At 63.5% G+C, this 22,242-nt stretch carries 18 protein-coding genes; 4 read left to right on the forward strand and 14 right to left on the reverse strand.

The annotated features are described in order from the left end of the window. Nucleotides 1-106: 106 nt before the first annotated feature. The gene (locus TZ03_RS16245) at nucleotides 107-739 is read left to right on the forward strand and encodes a LysE family transporter (RefSeq protein ID WP_051099039.1); all 633 of its coding nucleotides are present in this window, start codon (nucleotides 107-109) and stop codon (nucleotides 737-739) included. 110 nt (nucleotides 740-849) lie between these two features. Here TZ03_RS16245 and TZ03_RS16250 read toward each other — a convergent pair whose 3' ends face one another. Continuing rightward, complete coding sequence (locus tag TZ03_RS16250; protein ID WP_051099041.1) at nucleotides 850-1,602, reverse strand: slipin family protein; 753 nt, start codon at nucleotides 1,600-1,602, stop codon at nucleotides 850-852. Nucleotides 1,603-1,604: 2 nt separating this feature from the next. Next, on the reverse strand, nucleotides 1,605-2,951 hold the full coding sequence (locus TZ03_RS16255) for an NfeD family protein (RefSeq protein ID WP_051099046.1): 1,347 nt from the start codon (nucleotides 2,949-2,951) through the stop codon (nucleotides 1,605-1,607). 99 nt (nucleotides 2,952-3,050) lie between these two features. Here TZ03_RS16255 and TZ03_RS16260 point away from each other — a divergent pair, with 99 nt between their 5' ends. The 3 genes from TZ03_RS16260 (at nucleotide 3,051) to TZ03_RS16270 (ending at nucleotide 4,521) form a co-directional block, all read left to right on the forward strand. After that, nucleotides 3,051-3,509: an aminoacyl-tRNA deacylase gene (locus TZ03_RS16260; RefSeq protein ID WP_024087979.1), complete on the forward strand. Its 459-nt coding sequence runs from the start codon at nucleotides 3,051-3,053 to the stop codon at nucleotides 3,507-3,509. A gap of 61 nt (nucleotides 3,510-3,570) precedes the next feature. Next, nucleotides 3,571-3,813: a DUF2789 domain-containing protein gene (locus TZ03_RS16265; protein WP_013970398.1), complete on the forward strand. Its 243-nt coding sequence runs from the start codon at nucleotides 3,571-3,573 to the stop codon at nucleotides 3,811-3,813. 69 nt (nucleotides 3,814-3,882) lie between these two features. Further along, entirely contained in the window at nucleotides 3,883-4,521 is a 639-nt protein-coding gene (locus TZ03_RS16270; protein WP_051099048.1) for a hypothetical protein, read from the forward strand. A gap of 6 nt (nucleotides 4,522-4,527) precedes the next feature. On the opposite strand, the gene TZ03_RS16275 is transcribed toward TZ03_RS16270, so the two are convergent. From TZ03_RS16275 to TZ03_RS16330, 12 genes are all read right to left on the reverse strand, one after another. Then, on the reverse strand, nucleotides 4,528-4,965 hold the full coding sequence (locus TZ03_RS16275; protein ID WP_013970400.1) for a CBS domain-containing protein: 438 nt from the start codon (nucleotides 4,963-4,965) through the stop codon (nucleotides 4,528-4,530). 1,171 nt (nucleotides 4,966-6,136) lie between these two features. Next, entirely contained in the window at nucleotides 6,137-7,438 is a 1,302-nt protein-coding gene (locus TZ03_RS16280) for a VWA domain-containing protein (protein WP_051099050.1), read from the reverse strand. A gap of 8 nt (nucleotides 7,439-7,446) precedes the next feature. Beyond that, nucleotides 7,447-8,679, reverse strand: coding sequence for a hypothetical protein (locus TZ03_RS16285; RefSeq protein ID WP_051099052.1), 1,233 nt, complete (start codon nucleotides 8,677-8,679; stop codon nucleotides 7,447-7,449). A 46-nt stretch (nucleotides 8,680-8,725) separates the two neighbouring features. Further along, nucleotides 8,726-9,229, reverse strand: a complete 504-nt coding sequence (locus TZ03_RS16290) for a hypothetical protein (protein WP_013970405.1) — start codon at nucleotides 9,227-9,229, stop codon at nucleotides 8,726-8,728. A gap of 13 nt (nucleotides 9,230-9,242) precedes the next feature. Continuing rightward, on the reverse strand, nucleotides 9,243-9,977 hold the full coding sequence (locus TZ03_RS16295; protein ID WP_051099053.1) for a hypothetical protein: 735 nt from the start codon (nucleotides 9,975-9,977) through the stop codon (nucleotides 9,243-9,245). Nucleotides 9,978-10,002: 25 nt separating this feature from the next. After that, the gene (locus tag TZ03_RS16300) at nucleotides 10,003-11,553 is read right to left on the reverse strand and encodes a formylglycine-generating enzyme family protein (RefSeq protein ID WP_051099058.1); all 1,551 of its coding nucleotides are present in this window, start codon (nucleotides 11,551-11,553) and stop codon (nucleotides 10,003-10,005) included. Further along, entirely contained in the window at nucleotides 11,543-12,766 is a 1,224-nt protein-coding gene (locus tag TZ03_RS16305) for an ABC transporter permease (RefSeq protein WP_013970408.1), read from the reverse strand. The genes TZ03_RS16300 and TZ03_RS16305 overlap by 11 nt, the downstream gene beginning before the upstream one ends. Continuing rightward, nucleotides 12,750-13,448: an ABC transporter ATP-binding protein gene (locus tag TZ03_RS16310; protein ID WP_013970409.1), complete on the reverse strand. Its 699-nt coding sequence runs from the start codon at nucleotides 13,446-13,448 to the stop codon at nucleotides 12,750-12,752. The genes TZ03_RS16305 and TZ03_RS16310 overlap by 17 nt, the downstream gene beginning before the upstream one ends. 6 nt (nucleotides 13,449-13,454) lie before the next feature. After that, nucleotides 13,455-15,404 carry a vWA domain-containing protein gene (locus TZ03_RS16315; protein ID WP_051099059.1) on the reverse strand — a complete coding sequence of 650 codons (1,950 nt, stop codon included), beginning with the start codon at nucleotides 15,402-15,404 and terminating at the stop codon, nucleotides 13,455-13,457. Further along, a complete protein-coding gene (locus TZ03_RS16320; protein WP_051099060.1) occupies nucleotides 15,401-16,441 on the reverse strand; it encodes a hypothetical protein in 1,041 nt (346 codons plus the stop codon). The genes TZ03_RS16315 and TZ03_RS16320 overlap by 4 nt, the downstream gene beginning before the upstream one ends. A gap of 5 nt (nucleotides 16,442-16,446) precedes the next feature. Then, a complete protein-coding gene (locus tag TZ03_RS16325; RefSeq protein WP_013970412.1) occupies nucleotides 16,447-19,155 on the reverse strand; it encodes a virulence factor SrfC family protein in 2,709 nt (902 codons plus the stop codon). After that, entirely contained in the window at nucleotides 19,152-22,229 is a 3,078-nt protein-coding gene (locus TZ03_RS16330; RefSeq protein WP_051099061.1) for a virulence factor SrfB, read from the reverse strand. The genes TZ03_RS16325 and TZ03_RS16330 overlap by 4 nt, the downstream gene beginning before the upstream one ends. Between the last annotated feature and the right edge of the window lie 13 nt (nucleotides 22,230-22,242).

Below are 22,242 nucleotides of genomic sequence, written 5' to 3' on the forward strand. Positions count from 1 at the left end.
GACATTCTCCCCAACACAACCAATTCAAAGCGCCAAAAAACACTGGTTATTTTTTCACCAACACCTTAGCTTAACGTTTTGCAACATATGTCGAGCGAGGTGTGTGATGTCGATGGAAGTGTGGTTGGGCTTCTTTGCCGCCTGTTGGGTGATCAGCCTTTCACCCGGCGCCGGGGCGATCGCCTCGATGTCCAGCGGCCTGCAATACGGCTTCTGGCGTGGTTACTGGAACGCCCTGGGCCTGCAACTGGGCCTGATCGTGCAGATCGCCATCATCGCCGCCGGTGTCGGTGCCATCCTGGCCGCCTCGGCCACGGCCTTCCAGGTCATCAAGTGGTTCGGCGTCGCCTATCTCGTCTACCTGGCCTACAAGCAGTGGCGCGCCTTGCCGATGGACATGACCGATGAATCCGGCGTGCGCCCAATTGGCAAACCGCTGAGCCTGGTGTTCCGTGGCTTCCTGGTCAACGTCAGCAACCCCAAGGCGTTGGTGTTCATGCTGGCGGTGCTGCCGCAGTTCATCAACCCGCATGCACCACTGTTGCCGCAGTACGTGGCGATCACCGTGACCATGATCACTGTCGACATGCTGGTGATGGCGGGGTACACCGGGTTGGCTGCGCGGGTATTGCGTTTGCTGCGTACGCCCAAGCAGCAGAAGCGTTTGAACCGGACCTTTGCCGGGCTGTTCATCGGCGCGGCCACGTTCCTGGCTACCTTGCGCCGGGCGCCAATCTGATAGACCGCATCTCGGCCATTCGCGGGCTTGCCCGCTCCCACAGGTGATGTGCCGCCCCTGAGACCGGCGCAGTACCTGTGGGAGCGGGCGAGCCCGCGAATGGGCCAACGCTACTTCTGCTTGTCCACCAACCCCTTGAGCAAGTCCACCGGCAGCGGAAAGACGATAGTCGAGCTCTTGTCCCCGGCAATCGTCCCCAGCGTCTGCATATAGCGCAACTGCATCGCCCCCGGCTCCTTGCTCAGCATCTGCGCCGCCTGCATCAGCTTCTCCGACGCCTGCAACTCACCCTCGGCATGGATCACCTTGGCCCGCCGTTCGCGTTCGGCCTCGGCCTGGCGAGCGATGGCGCGTACCATCGATTCGTTGAGGTCGACGTGCTTGATCTCGACATTGGCCACCTTGATGCCCCAGGCATCGGTCTGTGCATCCAGCACCTGGCGGATGTCCGAGTTCAACTGCTCGCGTTCGGCCAACAGCTCATCCAGTTCGTGCTTGCCGAGCACCGCGCGCAGCGTGGTCTGGGCCAGCTGGCTGGTCGCCACGAGGAAATCCTCGACCTGGATGATCGCCTTCTGCGGGTCGAGCACGCGGAAGTACACCACGGCATTGACCTTGACCGAGACGTTGTCGCGGGTGATCACATCCTGCGGCGGCACATCCAGCACCACCGTGCGCAGGTCGACCCGCACCATTTGCTGGATCACCGGGATCAACAGGATCAGCCCCGGCCCCTTCACCTGCCAGAAGCGTCCCAGCTGGAACACCACGGCGCGTTCATATTCGCGCAGGATGCGGAACGCCGACAGCAACAGCATCGCCAGCACCAGCAGCACGGCGCCAAAACCAAATTGCATGAACATGGTCATTCTCCTTGCGCCGCGGGCGCAGCGGCGGTCACTTCCAGCATGACGCCATGGCGCGCGGTCACCCGCACGTTCTGGCCAGCCTGCAGCGGCGTTGCGCACTGCACCTGCCATTGCTCGCCCTGGGCCAGCACAACGCCACAGAACGGGTTGCCTGCCATTACCTGGGTGACAGTGACCAGGCTGCCGACCAGGCCGGCGTCACCGCTGACCAGCGCCCGGCTGCGGGCCTTGAGGGCCATGCCCAGCACTCCTCCGATCAATAGCGCCGAGAGCAGCGCCAGGGTGCCGATCAAGGCCAGTGGGATACCGAAACCGGGGGCATCTGTGTCGATCAGGATCACCGCGCCGATCACGAAGGCGACGATGCCGCCAAAACCGATCACGCCGAAGCTGGGCACGAAGGCTTCGGCGATCATGAAGGCGATGCCGAGCAGAATCAGCGCCACACCGGCGAAACTCACCGGCAACAGTTGCAAGGCATACAGCGCCAGCAGCAGGCAGATGCCGCCGACCACGCCACCCACCGTCGAGCCGGGGTTCATGAATTCGAACAGCAGGCCGTACACGCCGATCATGATCAGGATCAGCGCCACGCTGGGGTTGGTAATCACCGCCAGCACCCGTGTGCGCCAGTCCGGCAGGTGCTCGACCAGGCTGGCATTGGCGGTCTGCAGCTGGCGGGGCTGACCGGCGACATCGAGCGTCTTGCCATCGAGCTTGCGCAACAGATCGGGCAGGTCATCGGCCACGTGGTCGATCACGTTCAGCTGCAAGGCCTCGCTGGCCGACAGGCTGACCGCTTCGCGCACGGCTTTCTCGGCCCAGTCGGCATTGCGTCCGCGCAGTTGCGCCAGGCCACGGATGTAGGCCGCAGCATCGTTGACCTGTTTGCGCGCAAGGGTGTCTTCATCGCTGCCTTTGGCCTTGTCGTCCTTGGCCGCGCCTGGCGGGCCGCCGATCTGCACGGGCGTGGCGGCGCCCAGGTTGGTCCCGGGCGCCATGGCCGCGACATGGCTGGCGTAAAGGATATAGGTGCCGGCGCTGGCGGCGCGGGCCCCGCTGGGGGCGACGTAGGTGGCAACCGGCACGGGGCTGGCGAGAATCGCCTTGATCATCTGGCGCATGGCGCTGTCCAGCCCGCCCGGGGTGTCCATGCGGATAACCACCAGCTGCGCCCCCTGCTCCTGGGCCTGGCCGAGACTGCGTACCAGGTAGTCGGCGCTGGCCGGGCCGATGGCGTCATCGATGCCCAGCACCCACACCGCGCCGGGCGCTGCTTGCCCGCCTGGCGTGATGCCAAGCAGCAACAGCAGCAATAGCCAGCGCCAGCAGCGGGTGAGCACCTGTCGTCACCTCGTTCGCCTCTATTTGCACAAGTTTAGCCCTGCCTGCCGATGGCAGGCCTAAAATTGGAGATTGGGGGGCGAAACCGGAGGTGCATCATGCGTATGGCAAAGACCCTGCAGGATCGCCTGGACAAGGCCAACTGCGATTACGACATCATTCCCCATCCACATTCGGCCACCAGCCTGGAGTCGGCCCGCACGGCCGGCGTGCCCGCCGAGCGGGTCGCCAAGTCGGTGATGCTCGATGACCGTCATGGCAACTACATCATGGCCGTGCTACCGGCCAACCGGCATCTGGACATGAGCAAGGTGCGTATGTCCGGCGCCTGGCAACTGACCCGTGAAAGCGGCCTGCCGAGCCTGTTCGGCGACTGCGAGCGCGGCGCCGTGCCAGCGCTTGGCGATGCCTACCAGATAAAAATGCTGCTCGACCCGAGCCTTACCCGCCAAGGTGATGTCTACCTTGAGGCGGGTGACCACGATCACCTGATCCACATGAGCATGGAGCAGTACATGAAACTGGTGCCGCACGCCGAAGTGCGCGAGCTTTGCTGATGTTTTCAAACCAATGCCAGGCGGGCGTCGTGGACGGCTTGCCTGGCTCTCAGGAGGAACCATGGAAGCGCCGATCCATCCCTTTGCAGACTTGTTCAAACAACTGGGGCTGGCTGACGATGCGGTGAGCATCGATCAGTTCATCGCCAGCCACTCGCCATTGAAGAACGACATCAAGCTGGTGGATGCGCCGTTCTGGACCGATGCCCAGCGTAGTTTCCTCAAGGACAGCATCATTGAAGATGCCGATTGGGCGGTGCCGTTCGATCAACTCAACGAAGCATTGCGCCGCCCTCGAAAATAAAGCGCCGAGCGGCACCTGACGAGTGATTGGCCGTTGCTATGCTCAGGAAAACAATAAGGGGATAGCGCGATGAAAGATCCCTACGCACCAGGTTTCTGGTGCTCCGTGACGATCCTGGGCACCCTGACGGCCAGTTACTTCTACGGCATCAGGCACACGCAACAGATGACTCAGGCGGTGCATTTCCTGTATGCCGCCGCGGCTGTCACTGTGGCGGCTGCGCTGGTGGCGCTGGCCTGGATCGCCTGGCAGCAGTTGCACCTGAACAAGCGCGAAGTGGTGCAGGGGCGAACGTTGCTGGCCATCTGGAACACCAAGGTCGCGCTGCGCCGCGTCGAGACGGTGTTCGACCGTTATTTCTGGGGCAGCTACTGGCATTCGGGGCGTACCTTCGAAGAGGTCATGGGTGAGCTCAGGGGCACGCCGCTGGAGCAGAGCCTGGATGCCCTGAAGCGCCAGTGCCGGTTGCTCGACCGTGAAGTTCATGACCACCATCATCACTGGCTGGCCAATGCCCGCGACCTGTCCAGCGTGGCCCAAGCCATGGCCCGCGAACGCTACCAGCTGGATTTGGGCGAGCCAAGCAGCAGCGGGCATGGCAATACCGCCGTGCTCAACCGTGACCTGGAAGTGCTGGTGTATACCTGGTCGGCGCGCCTGCGCAGCTTCGACCATCAGCTGGACGAGCTGGAGCGCGCCTACCATTGAGGCGCTTCATTCGCCGCGGATGTATTGCTCCAGTTGCAGGATCAGGCTGGCTTGTTCGGCAATGGTTTCCTTGACCAGGTCGCCGATCGACAGCAGGCCGAGCAGCTCGCCGTTGTTGACCACCGGCAGGTGGCGCAGGTGGCGGTTGGTCATCAGGTTCATGCAGTACTCGAGGTTCTGCTTCGGCTCCACGGTGACCACCGGTGCACTCATGATTTCGCGCACCGGGGTAGCGGCGGAAGAGCGGCCCTTGAGTACCAGTTTGCGCGCATAGTCCCGTTCACTGACGATACCCACCACCTGGTTGCCCTCGACCACGGGCAGCGCACCGACGTTTTTCTCCGCCAGCAGTTTCAGGGCGTCGAGTACCGAGTCATCCGGGCCGATGGTGTACACGGTCTGGTGCTGGGACTTGGTCTTGAGGATTTGTTCGACGTTCTTCATACGGGCCTCTGCGGGTGGAAAAAGCGATTCTCTGAGTAAATAAAGCATCCGGCACGGCGCTCTGCACGGCAATGCAGGAAACGGCATGGAGTCGATTGAAAAACGTCATCGGTGGTTGCCGTGCCGGGTTCGGGCGCACGCTATCCCTGTGGGAGCGGCTTTAGCCGCGAACACCGGCGCAGCCGGTGCCCTCCACCGCGCTGGATTCTTCGCGGGCAAGCCCGCTTCTACAGGTGCTGTGCAGGTTTCGGGCGCACGCCGTCCCTGTGGGAGCGGGCATGCCCGCGAACACCGGCAAAGCCGGTGCCATGCACCGCGCTGGATTCTTCGCGGGCGAGCCCGCTCCCACAGGTGCTGTGCAGGTTTCGGGCGCACGCCATCCCTGTGGGAGCAGGCATGCCCGCGAACACCGGCGCAGCCGGTGCCATGCACCGCGCTGGATGCTTCGCGGGCAAGCCCGCTTCTACAGGTGCTGTGCAGGTTTCGGGCGCACGCCGTCCCTGTGGGAGCGGGCATGCCCGCGAACACCGGCAAAGCCGGTGCCATGCACTGCGCTGGATGCTTCGCGGGCGAGCCCGCTCCCACAGGTACTGTGCAGGTTTCGGGCGCACGCCGTCCCTGTGGGAGCGGGCATGCCCGCGAACACCGGCAAAGCCGGTGCCATGCACTGCGCTGGATGCTTCGCGGGCAAGCCCGCTCCCACAGGTACTGTGCAGGTTTCGGGCGCACGCCGTCCCTGTGGGAGCGGGCATGCCCGCGAACACCGGCGCAGCCGGTGCCATGCACCGCGCTGGATGCTTCGCGGGCGAGCCCGCTCCCACAGGTACTGTGCCGGGTTCGGGCGCACGCTATCCCTGTGGGAGCGGCTTTAGCCGCGAACACCGGCACAGCCGGTGCCATGCACCGCGCTGGATGCTTCGCGGGCGAGCCCGCTCCCACAGGTACTGTGCAGGTTTCGGGCGCACGCCGTCCCTGTGGGAGCGGGCATGCCCGCGAACACCGGCGCAGCCGGTGCCATGCACCGCGCTGGATGCTTCGCGGGCGAGCCCGCTCCCACAGGTACTGTGCCGGGTTCGGGCGCACGCTATCCCTGTGGGAGCGGCTTTAGCCGCGAACACCGGCGCAGCCGGTGCCATGCACCGCGCTGGATTCTTCGCGGGCAAGCCCGTGTCTACAGGCAACCGCTCGCCGCCACCTCTTGGCTCGCTTCCTTGAGCGCTGCGGCAACGGCGGCGGCATCATTGGCGGTGTACACCCGCCCGCCGGTGTTGCTGGCTGCGCAGTTCGAGCCGGTGCTGGCGCTGATGTTGACCACATTGATCCGCAGCCGTGGCTGGCTTCTGGCTATTTGTTCCGACACGTTGCACACGCTGGTGCCGCAACTGTCCCGGCCATCCACGAACATCACGATCACCCCATCCCGGTCGCGCCCGTTCATCTTGCTGGCTGCCGCTTGCAGGCTGATGCCCAGGCCTGTCCCGCCCCGTGCATTCAGGTCGGCTACACGCTTGATGAGGTCGGCGCGCTGGCCTTGCCCGAAGACACCGTGATCGACCGGGCTGCGGCAACCATCGAAGGTGACCAGGCGCATGTCCACATCCTTGTCCAGGTCGCCGATCACCGAGGTCAGCGAGCTTTTGGCCACATCCATGCGGGTGAGCCGTTGTGGCTGGTTGTTGGCCAGCAGCTCATCGACGTAAGGAATGCGGGCCAGCAAGGCGATATACCAAGGGTCATCCTCCTTTTTCACCCTGATGCGCTGGTCCATGGAGCCGGAGGTGTCCAGCACCACTGCAAACTCCGACGCCTGGAAGGCACCGCCTGGCGTACAGATTGCAGTCTGCGGGTAGCTTTGCCAGCGCTGGTACAGTACTGGCCAGCTGCTATATAGCCAGTAGAGCAGGAGCAATAGCAGGCCAAACAGCAACCAGGGCCACAGGCGCAGGGGGCGGCGTTCGACCATCACTGCGGTTCGCGTTGCCACGGGTTTTGGCGTTGGCGCGGGCTTTGGCTTGGCCGACGCTAGCTTTGGCGGTGGCGGTGGCGGTGGCGGTGGCGGTGGCGGTGGCGGTGGCGTGACAGGTGTCGGTTGCCCCCAGCGAATCACCAGCGGTTCCCCGTTGATGCTGTACAGGTTGGCCAGATCCGGTGGCCCGACCAGCGTGCGCAAAGCCTCTGCTGCAGGCGCCTGGCCGCGCTTTTGCAGCTCGTCCGCCAGCTGGACGACAGCTGCCTGGCGCTCTTCGTAGCGTTTCAGCAGGGCCGCCTGCTGTTCTCGTCCGAGCGTGGCATACAGATGTGGTTGCCCCTCCAGCTCGGACCACCATTCCAGTATGCCGTCGCGGCCCTGCCTGGGTATTGCATACAGGTTGGCGATACCCGGTGGAAAATGCTGGCGAATCAGGGCCACCCTCTGTTCGAGGGCGTTGGCAGCATCCTGGCTGGCATCGGTGTCGCGGTTTACCCTTTGCATGGTTCTTCCTAGTCGCAATCAGCCGTGCTGGAGACTTCCTGGCTGGCATCCTTGAGGGCTGCGGCTATCTGCTCGGCGTCGTTGGCGGAATAGATTCGGCCACCCGTGTTCTCGGCGACGCAGCTGGCCAGGTTGCTGTTGCTGATGTTGATCAGGTTGACGCGCAGGCGTGGCTGCTCGCGGGCAATTCGTTGCGCCACGGCACAAACGTCCTGCTCACAACCGTCCGCGCCGTCGATGAACATCAGAATCATGCCGTCGCGGTCGCGGCCGTTCATGGTTCTGGCCGTCATGTCCAGGCTGGCTGCCAGGGCGGTTCCATCGTTGGGTACCAGTGCCTGGATACCTTCGATCAGGGCCGGGCGCTGGGCAAGCTTGAACACGCCATGGTCCAGCGGCGCACGGCAGCCATCGAAAGTCACCACACGCATGTCGACCGCCGGGTGCAGGTCGTTGATCAGGTGGGTCAGGCTGCTCTTGGCCACGTCCATGCGTATGGGGGCCTGGGTAAGTTGCGCAACACGTTGCTGATCGATGTTCGGATCATCATTGATGTGCTGGAAGAACCATTTTTCGTCTTCCGGGGTAGCGGCGACGTTGAGCAGCATCGAGCCCGAGGTATCGAGCACCACGGAAAATTCCGGCGGCTGTATCCGCGTGTCCTTCACGCAGGCGAACGGCGTTGTGTCGCGGCTGGCAAGCCAGTGCTGCAGGTGCGGCCAGCCGAACCACCAGGCCAGGGCCAGCAACAGCAGGCCAAGCAGCGGCAGCAGAAACCACGGTAGCCATATCCAGCGCCGGCGGGCCACCGGCGCAGGTGGCGGTACGGGCACCGGCGCGGGCTTGACCGGTGCCGGCTCGACCCAGCGTACGACGAGTGGTTGCCCGTTGACGCTGTACAGGTTGTCCAGGTTGGCAGGCCCGATCAGCTTGCGCAACAGGGCCGCCTCGTTGGCCTGGCCCAGGCCTTCCAGCTTGCCGACCAGTTGGCGTACTGCTTCCTGGCGTTCGTCGTACAGGCGCAGCAAGGCTGTCTGCTGCTCGGCGCCCAGGTCGTGGTAACGGTGCGGTTGACCTTGCAGGTCCGACCACCATTCGCGCAGGCCGTCCTTGCCATTGCGCGGTGTGGCAAACAGGTGGGCAATACTTGGGGGAAAGTGCCTGACGATGATCGCCATAGCCTCTTCGAGTGCCCGCAGGTCGTCCTTGGCCGGGCTGGTGTCGCGGGTAACCCGCTGCATGTGGATATCCTGAAAAGATTCGGCAGCCGAAGCTGCCGAAAAGGTTTTACTCGTAACCCAGGCTTAGCTGAAGGCGGCTGACCTGCTGTTGCAGGTCCTTGAGTTTCTGCTTGCGAGCTTCGATCTGGGCGCTGCTGGCGTTTTGCGAGGGCGCAGCCTGGTTGGCCTTGAGCTGCTGCTCCAGGGCGGCGATCTGCTTTTGCACATCGCTCTTGTTGCCATGGCGGGCCTTGAGGGTACTCAGCAGGCCATTCAACGATTTCTCCAGGCTGGCCTGCTGGCGCTGCTGGCTTTGCAGGTCCTGGCGGGTCGAGGCCTGCAGTGCACTCAACTGTGCGTAGACCTCGTTGAACTGGCGGTTCTGCTCTTGGGCACTCAGCAGGCTCTGCTCGCTGTTGCGTACGCCTTCGGCATAGCCTCCGCCATAGTCACAGTTGAGTTTGCCAATCAGGCTGGTGTCGCTGTCAGAGGCATTGCACTGCGAAGCAGTGGTCGCACACCCCGCAAGGCTGGCCAGCAGGGCCAGGCATAGGCAGTTACGCAGGAACATGGCGTGCTCTCCCTCAGCCCAAGGTGATAGCCGAACGCTGGTTGTAGAGACCGTCGACCTCTTGCTGCAGCGACGCGACCTTGGTGTTCATCTTGGCGATTTCGGCTTCCACCTTCTGCACCTCGGCTGGGCTGGCGCCGCCGTCACGTTCGAGCTTGGCCACCTGCTGGTACTCGGTAACGCGGGTTTTCATGTTGTTCAGGTCTTTGCGCATCAAGCTGATGTTCTGGTCGATGTTGGCGATGTCCTGCTGGGCCTTGGCCTTGTCTATGGTCTTGGCTTTGATGCTGTTCTGGATGCTGGCAATCTGTTCTTTGTCGTCATTGATGACGCGTTGCAGGGTGTTGGTACGCTCGGCCACCTTGGCGGTTTCACCCTGTACTTCGGTGGTCATCGCGTTCAGGCGTTCAGTGGTATCGGCATACTTGGCCCGGCGCTGGTCCAGGTAGTAGTTGGCGCCCATTGCCACGCCGCATGCCGCGACACCGGCGATGATCGAGCAAGCCGCCTTGTTACCCGAGTTGGACAGCATGCAGGCAAGGATGCCGCCGCCAGCGGCAAGGGCGCAGGCCTGGAAGCCCGAGTTGCTGAAGAACTTCGCATCATTGCCAGTGGTCAGGCGCGGGTCGGCGCTGCCGCCGCCACCGGTCAGCGAACTACCGGTGCTGGCGCACCCGGTGAAAACCAGGCACGCGGCCATCAGCAAGCTGAGCCAAGGGTTGATACGGCTGGATGGGGTGGTGTTCATGTTGCGGCTCCTGGATGTCCTTGGGTCAGTGTGCGACGGTCTTGCACTTGTTCAGCCAAGCGGTGGCGTCAATTTTCTGGGTCTTCAGGAACGACACCTGGTTGGCCCAGTGGGTTTGCAGGTACGGCGACAGTTCCTTGAGGTTCTTGTTGGCCTTGAACGAGCCGTCCAGCACCGGGACCTGGGCTTCGATCAAGTCTTTGCCGTACAGCGAGCCGGACTCCACAAGGGAGCTGGCGTAGTAACGGCTGAGTTTGTGCAAGCGTTGCTCTTGCTCTTCGAGCTTGACCTTGCGCACGCCACAGGTCGGGTCTTCTTCGCCGGCCTTGCAGTTGCTGGCGTAATTTTTCTGCAGGAAGTCCAGGTACTGGCCATCGTCGAGCATCTTGGTACACAGGAAGGCACCCAGGTTGAGACTGGCGCGGATTGCCTGGTCGCGGGCTTCCTGCTGTTGCTGGTTGCTGGCGCGCAATTGGTTTTCGACCGTTTTCAGCTGGGTCTTGAGGGCTTCGTCTTCGACATTGGAGGCAAGCTCTTCCAGCGCCTTGACGGTGCCTTTCTGTTTGCTCTCGGTGGCCGGTTGATCGCTACCCAGGTTGCTCCAGCTTTTCTCGATGCTCTTTACCCGGTCCCGAGAAGTAAGGGTGGGTGAAACCATGGCCAGGCGCAGGCCGTTGGTTTTCTTGGCCACGGCGCCTTCGGCGTTGTAATACGGCTCTTCCTGGCGCAGCGAAGTGCGCAGGTCGCCCTCACTGGTCAGGTAGTTGCCACCGCGCACCACGTAGCCACCGGCCTGGCCATGCTGGCGGTCGAGCTTGTTCAGGCGGAACGGCTCGAACATCATCTCGCTGGCATTGCCGAGCATGTCGTGCAGGCCCAGCGGGTTCGGCTTGAGCAGGCCGCTCAGCTGCAACTGGCCGTTGGCGGACTGGGCACCGGCGAACCATTCGTAGGCATTCAGGCCTTCGGGCATGGGGTAGCGGCCATCGCGGAATTCGGCTGTGCTGACTTGCAAGCCACCGCGCGCGGCGAACTCCCATTCCACCTCGGTCGGCAAGCGCAGGAACCCCTGGGCGCCATCTTCGCGGGGCAGCTTGTCTGGCGCATTGGCGCGCAACCAGCGGTTGTACTTGTCGGCGGCCTGCAGGGCATCCAGCCAGGAAACCGACACAACCGGCAGGCGTTGCTTGTTGGCGGCGGTCGGGCAGGTCTCGTCCATCAACGCCTTGTACTGCAACTGGCTCATCTCGTACTTGGCCAGCAGGTAATAACGCGACTTCTCGCCTTTGGCGCTGGTGAAGCTACCGGCAATGAAGGCGGGTCGGGTCTGCTCGACATAGCCCCATTCGGCGCTGTCCTGGCCGATGTTGATCGGGTAGTCGTCCAGCGGCCCGGCCACCGGGATCATCACCTTGCGAAACACCATGGCTCCGTCGCAGGGCATGGGCAGCACCACGTCGTCGGCATCGGGTATCGGGTTGTAGTACTTCTCGTCCCAGCTTGCCGCTGCTGCCTGCAGCGCGAAGCCGAGACCGAGTGGCGCCAGAAGCAGGCGGCTATAGGCTTTAGAGTTCACGCAGGCTCTCCGCAGGTTGTATCCGTATGGCACGCAAGGCGCCGATCAGGGCGACCAGGCCGGCGACCAGGAAGGCCAGCAGCAGGGCGACCAGGCCATGCCAGACGGTGATGTGACAGATGAAGGCGCCGGTTGCCTGGCTGCTGACCAGTAGCCGGTCGAACAGCAGGCTGCCCAGGTAGTAGCTGCCAAGCCCGCCCAGGTAGCCTGCCAGGCTCAGCACCAGTGCTTGCAGTACCACGTAGGCGGACACTGCGGCACTGCTGAAGCCCAGCAGGCGCAGCACTGCCAGGTGGCGGCGCTTGCGGTCGATGTTGGCCAGGAAGGCGCCGACCAGCGAGGCGATGCAGCCGATCAGTGCGGCCCCGGCAATAACGCCGAAAATAAGCCCCAGCACGTGGTTGATCGCTTTGACGTTATCGATCTCTGCCAAGCGGCTGGTGGTCTCGATACGCTGTTCATTGAGCCAGTGCTCCAGCGGCGCCACGCTGTCGATGTCTCGCGCATAGACCCGCGCCCGGGCGTAACCGACTTTCAAGGCGTCCAGGGCCTGGCCGCTGCTGGCCCCCAGGCTGGTGACCAGGTAGCCATCGCGGTAGTGCTCCAGCTCCATCAGCAGCTCGGGGCTGACGAAAGCAGCCGGCCGGGCGAAGCGCACCGAGCCGACGATGGCGCGTACCTGCAGGGCACGCTCGCCACGCTCGTTGACCTCGTTCAGGCGCCGGGCGACGCGCAAGCGCAGGGTGTCCCCAACCTTGGCGTCAAGGCGCTCGGCGGCCCGTTCGCTGAGGATCAGCTGGTTGGGCGCCAGCTCGCTCAGGTCTGTCGCCAGCAACGGGTCGCCGGCCCGGGTAGGAATGACTTCGACATTGTCGGCAAAGCGGCCATGTGCCCCGAGCAGGTCGGCCTGGGTGTTAAGCGAACGGGTCTGGCCAATGGCGAAGCCTACTTCCGGGCGTGCCTGCAGGCGCTGCAACCAAGCCTGGTCGTAGTGCCCACTGCTGAGCATCTTGACTTCGAGGTTGCGCGGGTCGCTGAGCAGTTCCTGCTGCAACTGGCTGACCACTCCGTGCTTGAGGCCGAACAGCAGCAGCAGGGGGGCGATGACGGCCACCAGCGAGGCCGCCATGCACAGGGAAACGTTGCGGTCGTGCCACAGGTCGGCCAGGGACAACCTGACCAGTAGCAGCAGGCGTTTATGCCACGGGTTCAAAGCGTGTTTCCCCTTGACCGTTGATGGCGCCCAGCCGTGGCAGGCCGAAGCGTTCGACCAGCGCCCAGTCGTGTGACACGACCAAGGCACTCAGCCCCAGCTCGGCCACCAGATTCAGCAGCAGCTCGAATAGCCGCTCGGCGTTGTGTGGGTCCAGTGCGGCAGTTGGCTCGTCGGCCAACAGCACCTTTGGCTCGTGGGCGATGGCGCGCACGCAGGCCACCCGCTGGCGCTCGCCAATGGACAGCGCCTGGGGCAGCTTGCTCAGCAGCGGTGCCAGGCGCAGTGCTTCGACGGCCTTGTCCACCGCTGCGCTGGCAGGTGCCAGGCCGAGCAGGCGGCGCGGCAGCAGGATGTTGTCACGCACACTGAGGAAGGGCAGCAGCCCGCCGTTCTGCAGCACGAAGCCAAGTTCGCGTGAGCGCAATGCCGCCAGCGCCGGTTGCTGGTCGGTGGCCAGCAGGCTGGCCACATCCTGGCGTTGCGGGCCAAGCCGGTAATGCGTCAGTTGTTCAGGCTTGAGCAGCAGGCCGATGGCTTCCAGCAGGGTGCTCTTGCCGCAGCCGCTTTCGCCGGTAATGGCGCGAATCTCGCCGGCCTGCAGGCACAGCGCGTCCAGCCGTATCCGGTGAGCCTGCGATCCTTCGCCTCGAACAACCCGTAATCCCTTGATCTCGAGCATGTGGGGTCAGGGCATCATTTCCAGTGGTACCGGGTAGACGTTGTCACGGCTGTCACTGCCCGGAGCCAGAGCGACCCAGCGGTCGACGTCAGCGTTGTAGCGCTGGTAATGGCGAAGCTTGGTGCTCAGGCTGCGGATGAATTTCTCCTGAGCCAGGCCGTCCCAGCCTTTCCAGGTTTCTTCGTCGAGGTTCAGCACTTCGCTCTGGTAGGGCAGGTCTTGCAGGTATTCGCCCAGTACGCCGAGGTCAGCCACACGGGTGGTTGAGCCCTGCTTCAGCTGGTTCGGGTCGGCGCCCATGGTTGCCGCAACCGAGCGCAGGCGGGTGAACATTTCGTCAGGCGAAATCATGCCTTCGTTGGCGGCATCGAGGATCTGCTTGAGCACATCGCTCAGGTCGCTGAGCTGGGCCTTGGTCAACAAGACGCGCACATCGGTGGTCGGCACATTCTGCTTGATCAGGTCGCGGTCGCTGATCCAGGCCTGGAACACCGGCGGCACCTGGCTGCCGGTGGCCTTGCCAAGGTACGCCAGCTGCATGGCGTGGCCAATCAGCGCGGCATCTTCGAGCATTTTCTTCTCGGCGGGGTCGGCCTTGGCGTTGGTGGCGCTGCCAATGGCGGCCTCGCCCATGTAGGCGGCTCGCACTTGCTGGGTGATGGCCGCAGCCAGCCCGTCGACCTTGCGCCCAAAGGCTTGCACATCACCGGCATTGACCGGGTAGTACAGCGAGGTATTGGTACCCGGGTAGTTCGACAGCGTGCGGTACTGTGCCTCGGCGCTACTGTGGTTCTTCGCCCCGCTCGGGGTTTTCAGGTGCAGGGTATACAGCGCAACGCCCGGGTTGCTGGCTTCGATCCTGACCTGCTCGGCGCCAAGGCCGGTGCTGGACAGCTTGTCACCCCCGTCGATGGCACCAGCATCGGTGATCAGCACCACATAGCGTGCGCCGAACTGGCTCCAGTCGATCTGGTCCACGGCCGACATCACGCCGGCGTAGGCATCTTCGTTGAACTCACTGCTGGAGACCTTGGCCTGCTTGAGGTCGGCAACCTTGGCCATGAAGTCGGCACCGTCCTTCACCGTGTTGGGGTCGGCGTACATCTTGCTGACGTACTCCAGGCCCGGTACGGCCTTGGTGCTGGAACGGTAGGCAACCAGGCCGAACTTGACCTGTTTGCCGAGGTTTTCCTTTTCGATCTGCGCATACACGCGCTTGATCGCCTCACGGGTGCGGTCGATGTACGGGTCCATCGAGATGGTCGAGTCGATGACGAACACCACCGCGGCACTGAACGCCTTCAACTGCTGGTTGGCGGCGGCCTGGCTGGGTGCAGACGAAGCCGCTGCGGCACTATCGGCCTTGCTGACCGAAGCCACGTTGAGGATGCGGGTACGGAAGCCTTCTTCCGTCATCACTTCTTCGCCGCTGAGCACTGGCAGCAGGTAAAAGTTCTTTTGCAGGTCGACGAAGTACTCGGGCTCTTCGGCCAGTACCCCTGGCGCCTCGGTGCCATGCTTGAGCTTGGCGCGTAGCGGCGCCACATGGCTGACCGGGTCGGGGGCATTGAGGATGCCTTCGAGCTGGTTACGTTCCTTGAAGAACATCAGCCGGTCGCGGTTGGCCGGGTTGGTGAAGGCCAGGGTCAGTTGCATTTTCCATTCGACGGTGCAGTCCGCAGGCAGCCAGCCAATGCTCTTGCCCTGGGTGTCGGGCCCCACCCGCAGCCACTCGCGGGCGTCGGCCTGGGCACGTTCATACACATAGAAGCGGCTGAAAGTCGGCTGCGCGGCACCAGGGGCGGCACCGGCGCTATCGCTGAGCTTGCAGCCTGGGGTGGTCAGCACGCGTTGGAACAGGGTTTTCTTGCCATCCTGCAGCAGGGGCTTGTCGGCTGCCTGCAGGGCAGGGCTGAGCGACAAGGCCAGCAATGCGGCGCCAATACGCAGCTTCATGGCTTGAGCTCCTCATAGCGCTGCTTGGCTTCGGCGTTGTTTTCATCGAAGCTGAGGATGGTCTCGTACCAGGAGGCTGCCGTGGCGCTTTCCGGGGCCTTGAAGCAGTTGCTTGGCTGGTGGTACTTGGGGTCGTATTCGTGGGCGTAGGCCGTGGCGATCTGGATATCACCGGCATTGGCACGGTTGGCATACAGGCGCTGGGCTACGTCGCACTGGTCGTTGGCCTTGGCCAGGTTGATCACCTCAAGCAGCGCGGCGCTGTCCGGCTTGCTCTGGATGCAAGACTGCAGGAATGCCAGCGATGTCTGACCTTTCATGCTTTCCAGCGAGCACGGTTTGGCCGTTTCGGTTTGGGCGACGGGCTGATCTTCAGGCGGCACGGGTGCAGGTGCTTCGGCGGCGTTGCGATTGAACCACCACCAGCCGCCCCCGGCGGCAAGCGCCAGCAGGATCAGGATCAACAGGGGCAGCAGCCACTTGTTGCCTTGTTTGGTCGCCACCGTCGGCGGCGCAGCGACTGGCGCTGGCTGAGGGGCTGGCGCGGGCTCGGGCTCGGGGTCTGCAGCCACTGCAGGAGCAGGCTCCGGCGTGCTCGCCGCCGGTGGCTCGATAACCACCGACGCGCTCTGCAACGGTGCCGGTGGCGGCGACTTCTCCAGCGCCGGCCCCGACTCGACGGAGGCCACGATGGCATTGTTGATGCGCACCATGCCCAGGTCGCTGTGCCCGGTCTGCGGGTTGCTGACCTCGATGCGGAACGTAGCGGTGCCGCTGGCCTGCAACAACGGGTTGATCAGGTTGGGGCCGATCCGCGTCTCGATGGCTGGCGCGCCTGCAACGGCAATCAGGTTATCCAGGCGGAACCAGTGGGCGACGTTGCCCCAGTGCCCGCCTTCATGCAGGAACTCATGGGACTGGCTGCTTTGCAGGGAGCATTGCAGCCCTTCGCTGGCGCCCTCCCAGCCGGTGATCCGCAGCAGGCCCTGGCCCGGCGTGTTCACTTCCAGTGGCAGCACATCAACTCTGATACCCATTGCAATCAACTCGCTTGAAAGGTGTTCAGCAGCACCGCCAACTGGCGTCGCTGCTCGGTGGTGATTTCCGGGTCGGCGCCGCTCTTGGCGTTTTCCTGGGTCAGCCAGGCGAGGCCCGACAGCCAGTCGACCAGGAAGCGTTGTTCATGGTGCGGCGGTTGCTCCGGCAGTACCGGCAGCTCGCCCTGGGGCACGCTCTGGTAGAAGTTGAACACCGGCTCGCGCGAACCCAGCAGGCTGTTTGGGCGTTCATCGGCGGGCTTCTCCAGCAAGCCGAACCAGGAAAGGAAGTCGCGCATGGCCAACTGCACCGTCAGCACCTGGCGCTGGACCATCTGGTCGCGGCGCATGCCGTTGAGCACCCGGCGCATGACGGCGGTGTCCAGTTGCTCGATGAACAGCGGGCGACGTACCGCGCTGACCAGCTCTTCGACCAGGGCCTCGACCACTTCACGGCTGATGCGCAGGCTGCTCAGGCGCATGGGTTGCGTGCCCAGGTCGCGCATGTGCTTGATCCACGCCTTCAACGCCGCGCGGACAAAGCGCTGCTCAGAGGTGAGGCGCTTGGCCAGCGGCTTGGCAGCCGGTGCTGGTGCGGCGGCAGGAGTGTTGGCGAACAGGTTGCCAAAGCTGATGGCCGGGGCCTTGTTGGCCGGGGCTTTGGCGGCTTGTTCCGGCTCTTCAGCGGCGTCGCCGTCAATGCCATCGATGTCGTACACGCCGCCCAGGTAAAGGTCGCGCAGCTGTTCGACAGGCACTTGCAAGGCATGGATCAGTTCGCTGATCGCATCCGGGTCGGCACCCAGGTTGTCGAGCAGGTACTGGGTCTTTTCCCGCTTCTTGTTCAGCAGCTGTTCGAAGTCTTCCTCGCGCCAGGTATTCAGGCCGTGCTCCAGCAGGTCGGTGCGGCACTGTTCCAGTTGCTCTTCGATACGGGTGAGCTTGAAGTCGATGTTGCTGATGCCCTGGAAGCTGCCACTGAAGCGGCTGATACCACCGTCATTGAGTTCGAGCATCGCGGCCCAGGCGTCGGCCGGGTCCTTGATATGACGCAGCACCGACGGGCTTTGCGCAAAGCACTGTTGCAACTGCACAAGGCGCGGTGCATGGCGTTCGTTCAGGCAGGTTTCTTCGCCGTTGCCGGTGTCGCGTTCGATGAACGCGGTATCCAGGCGTGGCTTGCGCACCAGGTAGGTGTTATTGAACGGTACACCGGACCAGTCTTTCATCCACTCTTGGCTGCCAAAACGCTCGATCATGGTCAGCTTCATCATGTTCTCGCAGCCTTCGGGTAGTTGACCCTCGCTCAGGCTGAGGGTGTTGCCGATGAAGCCATCGAGCATGGTCAGCGCCCAGATCAGGCCGGGGGTGCGCTGGCTGCGCTCCTTGGGCGTGGCGCCTTGGGTCTTGTGGATCCAGCGGGTCAGCACCGGCCCGACGCTGACCACTTCGCTTTGCTTGAACGAACTGGTGCACAACACCAGGCCGTTCATCTGCTGGGCGTCGGTATAGCGCTCGAACAGATAGGCGACCTTGCCACGCAGGATCAGGCTGGCGGCCGGGTTGACCTCCTCGACTACGTCGGGGCTTGCTGCATCTTCGATACGCAGCAGCTTCTGGCGAGTGCGGTAACCGGGGAAGTCGAGCAGGTCGACTTCCTCTACTACCGGGTCCTTGGGGCTGTTGGTCAGGCGGAAGGTCATTTCGGCAGTCAGTGCCGCCAGTTGCGCGACCGACAGTGAAACGCTGCCCTGGACCTTGTCACCGTGCAGCGGCAGGACGTTCACTGGCAGGTCGCGGCCAGTGCCCAGGCGGCCGAGAATATCGACGTTCATGATGCTGTTGGCCTGGGTGTAGGCGCCGTTCTCTTCCTTCACCAGTACGCTCAAGGGGGCGTAGACGGTGTCGGGGAACCCCAGCTTCTGCAAGCCGCCGACCAACAGTTCATAGATTTCGGTGAGGGCGTCCTGTTCACCCCACAGTACCGAAAACAGTTTGGCGCGCTGACGCGGGTTCAGGCGTGGCGCCAGCTTGATCACCCGTGGCCAGTAAAGCTCGTTGAGCTTGCGCACCGACTTTTCGTAGTTGCCTTTCAGGTAGTCCCACAAGGCAACCACGTCATCCCCGTTGACGCCCGGTTGCAGGCCTTTGTTCTCGCCGCCCTCGAAGCTGGCCAGCAGGGCCTGGATACGTTCGTCGGTATAGGTGTAATCCAGTTTTTCCTGGTCGAAATCCTCGAACCAGGCATTGGACAGGATCTTGGCCACTTCGATTTCGCTGAACAGCTTCAGCTCGACCGGATGGTTGGCATCCGGGCTGGGCTTGGCGCGCCGGCTGAAGCGAGTGACCAGGCCGGTGGCTTCCTTGCCCAGGCCGGTCGGGTTCACATGTTCGATGAAATCCAGGGTGCGGCCACCGAAATCGGTTTCCAGGCGACCGCTGCGGTCGGCGGCCAATGCCGAGATCAGGTACGACTTGCCCGCCTGGGACAGGCCGAAGAAGCCGATCACCATGGGCGTGGAGGCGGCACGCTGCAGGTCCTTGGCCCGGTTGCGGGCCTGGCGCAGGCGCAGGTTGAGGCCATCGGCCTCGGCCTCGACACTGGCGGCATTGCCACGCACCTGCTCGATCCAGTCCAGGGCCTCGCCGGCGCCTTTGTGAATGGCGCCCCAGGCACCCATCAACTGCTGTTGCTTTGGCGTAAGGTCGCTCATTTTCCTTTGACGTTCCCGCTGTCGAGCCAATAGTCGCTGTCACTCAAACTCATGGTGGGCATGGTGTTGAGTGAGAGTTCAAGATCCCGGTCGAAATCGAAGTCGGCGTCCAGGATGTTCGATTCCAGCTTCTGGATGACCAGCTTGTCGCTGATCAGCCCCTGGTCACGTTCTTCCTGGTCGAACTGCTCGATTTCCAGGCGAATGCGCAGCACAGGAGCCTCGCCGTTCTTGCCCACCGCGCGGGAAAACGCTGCGCTGCCCGAGGGGGTGAAGCGCAGGGTGTACAGCGGTGAGGCCGACCAGCGCTCGGCGGCCAGTTGGCGGTAACCCAGGTGCATGTCGCCGCGCATTTCCAGCCAGGGCGTACCGCGCTCCTCACCCTCGCCGACGATCGGCAACTCGATCAGCCCCTTGTCGGACTTGAGGTCGTGGTAGAGCACGTCGGCGTGCTTGATGGTGCCGGCATTGTCGATCTGGCCGAAGTGTTTGATGACCGAATACGGCTTGAGCGCGGCAGTGCGGAAGTAGAAGTTCGGCACGCTGTGCTTGGAGCACAGCAGGCAGATCATCGCACCCACCGAGGCGGTGCTTTTCGGGTCGTCGATCAGGCCATTGCGGTGGAACGGGTACCACCCGCCAGTGCGGTAGTTCTGCATCGGCAGGATGCGCCCTGGCGGCAGCGGCAGGCGCTGGCGAATGAAGGCCTGGATACCGGGCAGACGCGAAGGGCGGCCAGTCAGCAGGAGCATGTCGCAGGGGTAGTTGAACACCACTTCGCACAGTTCGCCGAGCACCTTGGTGATGTTGATCTGGCCACCCATGAAGGCGGCGTGGACCTGCTCGAGGTCGAAGACAATGGGCGTCTGCAGCAGGTCCAGGGCACCGTCGCGGCCGACTTCGCGGCGCACGGCGGCGTTGACGAACGCCAGTACGCTGTCATTGACCCTGGCCTCGCCCAGTACCTGCTGCCAGGTCTGCTCCACGGCAGCCTGCGGTTGCGCCGGGTCGAATTGCTCATAGGCCTTGAGCAGGGCCAGGCCCAGCGGCACGAACACTTGCAGGTTCAATTGCTGGCGCAGCAGGCGCTCCTGGGCCGTGGCATCGCCATTGCCGCACAGGCGCGACATCAGCGCATCGGGTGCCGGAACGCCGGCAGTGCGCAGTGCATTGGCGAAGGACGGCAGGATGAACTCCTGGATCACGTCCAGCAGGATGTCATCACCGGCAATCTTGAAGCCATCACGGAAGCGCTGGGTCGGCACGATGTGCACGTTGGCGCCGGCACCACCACCTGCGCCACGGTCCAGGCGGTAATCGGTGATCACCAGGTCGGTGGTGCCACCGCCAATGTCGATGGTCGCCAGGCTGATCTGTTCGTGTTCCTGTTTGTCCGGGCGCGCCAGGGCGACGAAGAATTCTTCCGGGTGGCCGGCAAAGTTTTCGTTGACCTCGTTGTACAGGTAAACCAGCTGGCCGCAGCTGGCTTCGTCCCACTCCACACGCACGCTGGGGAACGGGGTACGGGTCTTGATGTCCTTGCCCTTGAACGGGTTGCTCTCGTCCTGGTGCCAGCCCAGGCTTTTCCAGACCAGGCCGATGGCTTCGTACAGGCGGTTGCTGAGCAGGCTGCGTTCGGCCTGGGGCATGCCGGGCGGCACGGTCAGGGTAATGCTGTTGAGCTGGCGCGGCACCCGCGCATGGCCCTGGCGCGAACGCTGGGCCGGGCTGTTGATCTGGCTCAGCGCCTGGGTCACCACTTCGGCCAGCATGAAAGTCATCAGGCTGCTGCGCGAATAGCGTGGGTTGAACACCGGCATGTCGAAGGGTTTGAGGTACAGCGGCTGGCCACGGTCGTTGATCAGGTTGGCAAATGGCGCGGCAACGGCCATGGGCTCCTTGTCGGTCTTGACGTAGGCGGTGTTGAAGCGCCAGCCATGGCCGTAGGCCTTTTCGTCCCACAGGTAGCGTTTGGGGCTGGAGAGGCCGGTCGAGCCTTCGGTGCCGCGGTTGCGGCTGGCCAGGCGGCTGGCTTCGCCGCCGACCCGGGCAATGGTCGGCCACTGGAAGGCATTGTGCCGGCCGCTCTTGATCGACAGGTGGTCTTTGCCGAAGGCCGCATGGGTGAATTCGACCCGGCTCTCGAAGGCTTGGTTGTAGACCTTTTCCGGCTCGCTCAGGTCGCGCAGCGCCAGCACGTAGTTGTGGCGCATGCCCGAACCCGCCTGGCCATGGTCCTCGATGAGGATGCCGCAGGTGCGCGAGTTGCCTACGTCCAGCACCAGGTCCACCGGGATCGGTTTGACGATGCCATTGGCCTCGTTGGCGATCACCTTGATTTCCGGGATCTCGACCTTTGGTTTTTCGCCGCTCTGCTCGGCCGGCACCGGGCGGCGCAACAGGCTCAGCAGGTTCAGGTAGTGGCCAAGGTGGCGGTTACCCTGCAGGTCACGTTCCAGGCGTTCGCGCGTCCACTCTGCGCGGGCCTCTGTGTACACCTCGGTCAGCCAGTCGCGGATCCAGGTGTGGGTCAGGAACCAGCCATATTCGCGGGCACTGCAAGCCAGCTTGAACGCCACGCCCGCGCGCACGTCGTCTTCGTTGGGTGCCAGGTACGGTGCACCGGCTACCAGCGGCATGGTGCGGCTGTCGAAACCGAGGGTAAGGCGGTGGGTGTTGCCGTCGAGGTCAGGCTCGGCGAGCTTGACCAGGCGCATGCGCGCCCAGTTGTTCGGGCCTTCATCAAAGCGATAGGGGGGCGTGAAGCGCAGGAACGGGATGGGCAACCATACCCCGTCCAGCAGCTTCAGGCTGTCTTCCATGGGCAGGCGGAAGTGGCTTTCTTCGCTGGTGTCGAACTCCACCTGTACCACTTTGTCCGGCTCGGGCTCGTAGAAGTCCTTGTATTCCTTGGACCACAGCAGGCGTGTAGGCACCATGCCGTTGTTGAGCTGGACGAATTTGCCGGTCTGCTCGCCATCCGGGCCGAGACGCAGGGCGAAATCCATGAATTGAATTCCGGTATCGCTGACCAGCGTGACCGTTTCTTCGAACTGGGTGATTTCGGGCAACATCTTCTGCGTTTCT

This window comes from Pseudomonas sp. 10-1B (assembly GCF_000935045.1).
In the GTDB taxonomy this organism is placed as follows: Bacteria; Pseudomonadota; Gammaproteobacteria; order Pseudomonadales; family Pseudomonadaceae; genus Aquipseudomonas.